Below are 6,000 nucleotides of genomic sequence, written 5' to 3'. Positions count from 1 at the left end.
CCTCAAACCTTAGCGGATCCTTCCGGCAGTTCCTAATCGGGCTGCCATACCCGAATCGAATTGAATTCGGGCACGCCGAATTCATCCCGAGTGGGAGATCGTGCTGGTGGTTTGTGGTGCCGCTCAGAGCGGCGGAGGTGCTGTCGCTGAACCGTTACGGCTCGGCGGCAACCCGAAGAACTCTACGGAACGGGGAGGGGGGTGTCAAGCACCCCCTGTCAAGATCTTTAATCGAGGTCGCTGAGACGGCCGCCGGCGTCCGGCTGGGCGTGCTCCACCCTGCGCAGCAGGCGGGTGAGGACCTCGCCGAGGGCCGTGCGCTCGTCCGGGGAGAGGTCCTGGAGCAGGTCCTCCTCGAAGACCGAGGCGAGGCGCATGGCCTCCAGCCACTTCGCGCGGCCCTCGGTCGTGAGCTCCACGATCACGCGGACGCGGTTGGACTCGTCGCGCTCCCTGGTGACCAGGCCCTCGGTGACCATGCGGTCGATGCGGTGGGTCATCGCGGCCGGCGTCAGGCCGAGGCGCTTGGCGAGGTCGCTGGGTCCCAGGCGGTACGGGGCGCCGGAGAGGACGAGGGCCTTGAGGACCTCCCACTCGGCGTTGCTGATGCCGAGGGCGGCGGTCTGGCGGCCGTAGGCGACGTTCATGCGGCGGTTCAGGCGGGACAGGGCCGAGACGATCTTCTCGACCTGGGGGTCGAGGTCCTGGAACTCGCGCTGGTAGGCGGCGATCTGCTCTTCGAGGGTCGGCTCACTGCTGATGTTGCCGGAGGTGTCGCCCATGCCTCGCAGTATGGCACGGCAGCGATTGGCGTCGAAGTCCTTCTCTGTGTAGTGTTTAGCTTCGAACTTTAGCTTTGAAGTCTTCAGTCCTAACCACTTCAGGACTAACTACTTGAGAGAGGTGAACGTGACCAGGGCGATGGGCGCAGCGATGCGCCGGATTCACGTGGGCAACGCACTCAGCGCGTTCGGGCTCGGCTTCACCGTCCCGTACCTGTACGTCTATGTGGCGCAGGTGCGAGGGCTGGGGGCCGTGACGGCGGGTCTTGTACTCGCCGTGTTCGCCGTGGCCGCGCTGGTCGTGCTGCCGTTCGCCGGGCGGGCCATCGTCCGGCGGGGCCCGCTGCCGGTGCTGCTCGTCGCTCTGGTCACGGCCGCGCTGGGGGCGCTGAGCCTGGGGCTGGCGAGCAGTGCGGCGGCCGTGCTGTTGTCGGCGGCGGCGCTGGGGGCCGGGCAGGCCGTCATGCAGCCCGCGCTCGCGACGATGATCGTGGACTGCTCCACCGCGGAGACCCGCTCGCGCGCCTTCGCGATGCAGTTCTTCCTGCAGAACCTGGGGCTGGGTGTCGGCGGGCTCATCGGCGGTCACCTCGTCGACACGACGCGGGTGTCGTCGTTCACGCTGCTGTTCGCGATCGAGGCGGCGATGTTCCTGCTGCTGGTCGTGGTGATGGCGACGGTGCGGATGCCGCGTGCACCGCGGATCGAGGGTGCGCCCGCGTCTGCGCGGGGCAGCTGGAAGCAGTTGCTGGGGAACCGGGCGATGGTGCAGCTGTGCGTGCTGGGCTTCGTGCTGTTCTTCGCCTGCTACGGCCAGTTCGAGTCGGGGCTCGCCGCGTACGGGGTGGAGGCCGCCGGGATCTCGACGTCGGCGCTCGGGACGGCGCTGGCCGCCAACACGGCGGTGATCGTGGTGGCGCAGTTCGCGGTGCTGAGGTTCGTCGAGCGGCGGCGGCGGTCGCGGGTGATCGCCGCGGTCGGGCTGATCTGGGCCCTGGCGTGGGCGGTGGCGGCGTACGCGGGGCTCGGGAACGGGAGCCAGGAGATGGCCACGGCTGCCTTCGTCTCCACGTACGCGCTGTTCGGGCTGGGTGAGGCGATGCTGTCGCCGACGGTGGCGCCGTTGGTGGCGGACCTGGCGCCTGCGGGGCTTGCTGGGCAGTACAACTCGGCTTTCGCCCTGGTGAAGCAGTTGGCGCTGGCGGTCGGGCCTGCGGTGGGCGGGCCCATGGGGGCGTCGCTGCACGGGCCGTACGTCGTGACGTTTCTGCTGTTCTCGCTGGGGATCAGCGTGCTGGCGGTGCGTCTGGGCCGTGCGCTGACTCCCGCGCAGGACCGGCCGTGGACGGCCAAGGGCCGAGTGGTGGCCCGGAGTGGTGTGGAGCCGGTGTCCGCGGAGGTGTGAGGCCTCCGTACGGCGAGGCGCTGGCGTGAGGGGTCAGGCCCGCCACGCTTCCGTCGCCCGGAGCCGGTGGGCGGAGTGGGCGGCGGCCAGGAGGGCGGCCAAGTAGATCGCCGCGGCGAGTACGGCCAGCTGCCACCACGGGACGCTCAGGACGGACCCGGAGATCCGGGCGGCGAGGACCGCGCTGGGGACAACGGCGATGATCAGGCCGAGCAGGGTGCTCACCGCGATGAGGGCGCCGTGCTGGCAGAGCAGGATCTGGCGGGCCCAGCGCGGGGGGATGCCGACGGCGATCAGGCGGGCGAGATAGCCGCGCAGGATGCGGGTCTGGCTGCGGGTGGCGGCCAGTACGGCGGCCAGGGCCAGGAACACCAGGCCGACCGCGGTGGCCAGGAGCGCCGCCGGGGGTACCGGGTCGTCGGGCTCCATGTGGATCAGGACGGCTCCGGCGTCGATACCGGCGGTGATGACGGCTTGCTGCAGGGCTCGGGCCTTGGTGTCGGGGACGCCGGTGACCATGACCGGGCCGTCGGCCTGCAGGGGGAGGCGCAGGGCGGTCGCGGTGGTGCGCAGCATGATGCCGTCGGAGCCGGTGCGCCACTCGGCCCGGGCCACGTCCACGGCGGTCGCGGGCAGCTCGGGTGTGCGGCCCAGGGCCTTGTCGCCCTGTCGGACGGCGAGACGGAGGCGTGCGTTGTTCCCGGGGGCGGGGGCGTCGGTGACGTGCGACCAGACCAGCAGACCGCCGTCGCGCAGGACGGAGGTCTGCCGGGCGTCGAGGCGCCGGCCGATCAGGCGCTCGACGTCACGGGGGCTGTCCGCGGCGAGCAGGCTGCCGTCGTTGCCCTCCCGGACGGCCATCCGGGGGTTGTCGAGGTCGTCGGACATCAGGTAGCGCACCTCCGTGCGGGGCAGGCCGTCGAGGGCGCCGGAGCTGTCGGCCGTGCGCAGCAGTGCCTCGCCGGGCGGGTAGGTGTCGCTGGTGTGGCCGGCGAGCAGGACCTGGCCGGGGAGGACGGCGGGGTACGACTGCTTCTCGACCGTGCGGATCAGGGTGTCCAGCAGGGTGACGTAGCCCAGCGAGGCCCCGAACAGCACGGTGAGCACGGCCAGGGCGGCGCAGGCCCGGCCCCGGTCGGCGGCGAGCTGGCGGCGCACCAGGCGACGGCGGGGCCCGCCCTCCGGGAGCAGCCTGAGCATTCCGGCGAACACTTCGGGGACGGTCAGCAGCACGGCGGCGATGAGGATGCCGGTCAGGACCATGGCCTGGGCGGGCGAGTCGACCCGGGTGGCGTACACCGCCGTGGCGCACCAGGCGGCGACGGCCAGCAGGTGTCTGGCGTCGCGGGCACGGCGGGCGAAGGTGCCGCCGGGCCGGGGCGCGCTGTCGTGGTCGCGGTGCGGCCGGGGGGATCCGTCGCGCCGGGTGCGGGCGAGCAGCACGGCGGCGGTCAGGCCGGTCACCAGGACGACGGCGAGCAGACGCAGCGCGGGCGTGGCGAGGTCGTCGAGCGGGCCCGCGGGGCGTTCGCGCAGGCGGGAGACGATCAGCCGGGCGACGATGCCCACGGCGAGCCCGGCCACCGCTCCGCAGGCCGCGGCGACCAGTGACCAGGCCAGCGCGGCCAGGGCGGGGCCGGCCGCCGCCGTCGTACGGGATATGCCTACGGACGTCAGGGAGGCCGTGGTGCGCCTGAAGCGGCGGCCGTTCAGGCCGAACACCAGGGCGACGGCGGCCGTCGGCACCAGGAGGGAGGGGACGGTGTAGCCGGCGGGGGTCTTCTCGATCCAGGTCTTCTGGGGGCGTCCCAGCAGCTGGTCCCTGGTGACCAGGGTGGCGGCCACAGCGTTGTGCGCGTCCTGGCTGAGGGCGGCGGCGTCCGCGTTGTCCTTCGTGTCCTGCGCCCAGGTGCGGGCCGCGGCGGTGAACGCGTCGACGGCCGCCGACTGCCTCTCCCCCGGCCACATCACGTCCATCTGCGCGTTCAGCACCGGGAATCCCGTGCTCAGAGCGGGGTCGAGTGCGGCCCAGGTGCCCGGCCCGAGCAGCAGGTTGGTGGTGTCGGCGGCCCGGTCGTCGACGGTGCCGACGACCTTGAGCCGTACGTCACCCAGGACCGTAAGGGTCTGGCCCACGGGCGTGCGCACGTCGCGCGGTTCGGTGACGGCCACCTCGCCGGGGCTGCTCGGCCAGCGGCCCGACAGCAGGTTGTACCGCTCGGGGTACGGCTGGGTGGTCCAGGCGGTCTCCAGTGCCGTCACGTTGCGGGCCGGCGTGGTGTTCAGCTGGACGTCGGTCGCGCTGAGCACGACCTCCGCGCCGGTGACACCTGCGTCGCGCAGGCGGGCCCGGAGGTCGGTGACGAACGTGTCGTCGCCCGGCAGGAGGGCCACGCCACTGCCGTAGCCGACCTTGGCGCCGAAGCGGCCCAGTTCGTTGTCGGCGACCTGTTCGCCCGACAGGGACAGCGTGCGCAGGGTGACGAACATGGCCATCACCAGCAGCGCGGCGACGAACACGATCGACACCGACCGGGCCAACGGCCGCGAGCGGGCGAGCCGCCGGGCGAGCCGGAGGGCCAGGCGGATCTGGCCGGAGCGCGTCATACGGGCGGTCGGCATGCCGTCGTGGGTACCGGCGGCGCGTGTCACGCCGTCGGTCGGCGGGGCGGCGTGGGGGCCGTTCTGTGGTGTGCCGTTGTGCGTCATGCGGGCCGGTGCCCCCGTGTCGTGTGCGTGGTGTTCACGGGCGGGGCTCCAGGCGGCCGTCGACGACCTCGTAGACCGTGTCGGCGAAGTCGCGGCAGCGCGGATCGTGCGAGCAGATCACGGCCAGTACGCCGTCGTCGCACAGCTTCCGAAACAGCTCGAACAGCTCGCGGGTGGCCACCGAGTCCAGCGCGCCGGTCGGCTCGTCCGCCAGCAGGACCGACCGCTGTCCGGTCAGTGCCCGGGCGACGCCCACCCGCTGCCGCTGGCCGCCGGACAGCTGCCACGGCAGTCGGTCCTCCAGCCCGGCCAGACCGACGCGGGCCAGCTGGACCAGCGCCTGCTCCCGGGCCTCGGCGACCGGGACGCCGCATGCCTCCAGGGGCAGGGCGACGTTCTCCGCGGCGGTGAACTCCTCGATCAGGTTGTGCTCCTGGAACACCACGCCGACGGTACGCAGCCGCAGCTCCGCGCGTTGCGCCTCGTCGGCCGTGCTCACCTCGACGCCGCCGACCCGGATCTCGCCGGAGTCGGCGTGATCCAGGCCGGCGAGCAGGTTCAGCAGTGTCGACTTGCCGGAGCCGCTGGCGCCGTAGACGCAGACGAACTCTCCCGCCCGGGCGGTGAAGTCCACGTCCCGCGCGGCCCAGACGGTTTCGACCGCGGAGCGATACGCCTTGCTCACTCCGCTCGTCCGGACGAGCGGAACACCAGCGGCTGTGGTCAACTCAGCATCCGTTCGTCGTGCGCCAGGACGAGATCTCGTCGCTGTTCCAGGGGGCGACGTTGTTGTCGTTGTCGTTCCGGTGCATGGTCTGCCGGTCGCCGGAGCCGTTGGAGTTCTCGGCCATGCAACCGGTGTGGGTGGCCGAGCGGTTGGCCCACGAGTCCATCTCGTCGTTCCGGTCGCCGGTCAGGTTCACCCACGTGTTGGAGCCGTGGGCGCGTTCGCCGATCATCCACCGGAAGTCGTTGTTCCCCCACATGCACATGTTGTTGGAGTTGCAGTCGCTCAGCGCCGCGTTCGCCACGCCCTGCGTGGTGAGCAGGCTCGCGCCCACGATCATCGTCGCCGCGATGGCTGTCTTGACTCTCATCGGTCCC

At 72.0% G+C, this 6,000-nt stretch carries 5 protein-coding genes; 1 reads left to right on the top strand and 4 read right to left on the bottom strand.

The features are described 5' to 3' along the window. Positions 1 to 227: 227 nt before the first annotated feature. Complete coding sequence (locus ICC28_RS27350; RefSeq protein ID WP_188291367.1) at positions 228 to 782, bottom strand: MarR family winged helix-turn-helix transcriptional regulator; 555 nt, start codon at positions 780 to 782, stop codon at positions 228 to 230. A gap of 139 nt (positions 783 to 921) precedes the next feature. On the opposite strand from ICC28_RS27350, the gene ICC28_RS27345 reads away from it, so the two are divergent. Next, entirely contained in the window at positions 922 to 2,187 is a 1,266-nt protein-coding gene (locus ICC28_RS27345) for an MFS transporter (protein WP_188291388.1), read from the top strand. Positions 2,188 to 2,220: 33 nt separating this feature from the next. Here ICC28_RS27345 and ICC28_RS27340 read toward each other — a convergent pair whose 3' ends face one another. From ICC28_RS27340 to ICC28_RS27330, 3 genes are read right to left on the bottom strand one after another with little or no spacing between them, the layout of a single operon-like run. Continuing rightward, the gene (locus ICC28_RS27340) at positions 2,221 to 4,896 is read right to left on the bottom strand and encodes a hypothetical protein (RefSeq protein ID WP_188291366.1); all 2,676 of its coding nucleotides are present in this window, start codon (positions 4,894 to 4,896) and stop codon (positions 2,221 to 2,223) included. Between the two features lie 34 nt (positions 4,897 to 4,930). Continuing rightward, positions 4,931 to 5,581: an ABC transporter ATP-binding protein gene (locus ICC28_RS27335; RefSeq protein WP_317454111.1), complete on the bottom strand. Its 651-nt coding sequence runs from the start codon at positions 5,579 to 5,581 to the stop codon at positions 4,931 to 4,933. 43 nt (positions 5,582 to 5,624) lie between these two features. Next, positions 5,625 to 5,993: a peptidase inhibitor family I36 protein gene (locus ICC28_RS27330; RefSeq protein WP_188291364.1), complete on the bottom strand. Its 369-nt coding sequence runs from the start codon at positions 5,991 to 5,993 to the stop codon at positions 5,625 to 5,627. Positions 5,994 to 6,000 lie beyond the last annotated feature (7 nt).

The organism is Streptomyces sp. TRM68416, assembly GCF_014596915.1.
Lineage (GTDB): Bacteria > Actinomycetota > Actinomycetes > Streptomycetales > Streptomycetaceae > Streptomyces.
Note: the sequence above shows the minus strand (reverse complement) of the source record. Positions and strands in the feature narration are given on the sequence as shown.